The following is a 442-nucleotide window of genomic DNA, read 5'->3' as shown; positions in this document are numbered from 1 at the left end:
CCCCGATACGACGTTCGACACCGGCCTGGGCGTGTTCGCGACCACGAGCATGAACGTCTGGGCGAATCTGCGACTGGTCCGGCACATGGTGGCACGCAATCCGCGCCTGGAGGCCAAGCATCTGATCCGTGACGACAATGTCTCGTCGGTCACCGTGACGAGTAACACGCCTGCCGCATGCCAGATTGACGGAGATTACATCGGCAGGCGCGAAACCATGACGTTCACGTCGGTCCCCGAGGCACTGAGCGTCGTCGCACCGACGAAGAAAACTGATTGACCTGCGCAAACACACCCTTTAAGGTGGAATTAGGGCGCAGCTAGTTTGGAAGTGTAGTACACAGGAGCGTGGGGCTGGGACACCGACCCCGCCAGTGACTTTGCCCACGTGTTAACTCAATGCTATTGACATCTGTTCAGCCTGTGAAAGCATCAATGCAAC

1 protein-coding gene is annotated in these 442 nt (G+C 57.9%); it reads left to right on the top strand.

What is annotated here, in order from left to right:
* The coding region (locus tag RNB18_RS52225) for a diacylglycerol kinase family protein (RefSeq protein WP_311721081.1) at positions 1–280 on the top strand (280 nt) is incomplete at its 5' end.
* Between the last annotated feature and the right edge of the window lie 162 nt (positions 281–442).

Origin of the sequence: Streptomyces doebereineriae (genome assembly GCF_031845645.1) — a bacterium.
Lineage (GTDB): Bacteria > Actinomycetota > Actinomycetes > Streptomycetales > Streptomycetaceae > Streptomyces > Streptomyces canus.
Note: the sequence above shows the minus strand (reverse complement) of the source record. Positions and strands in the feature narration are given on the sequence as shown.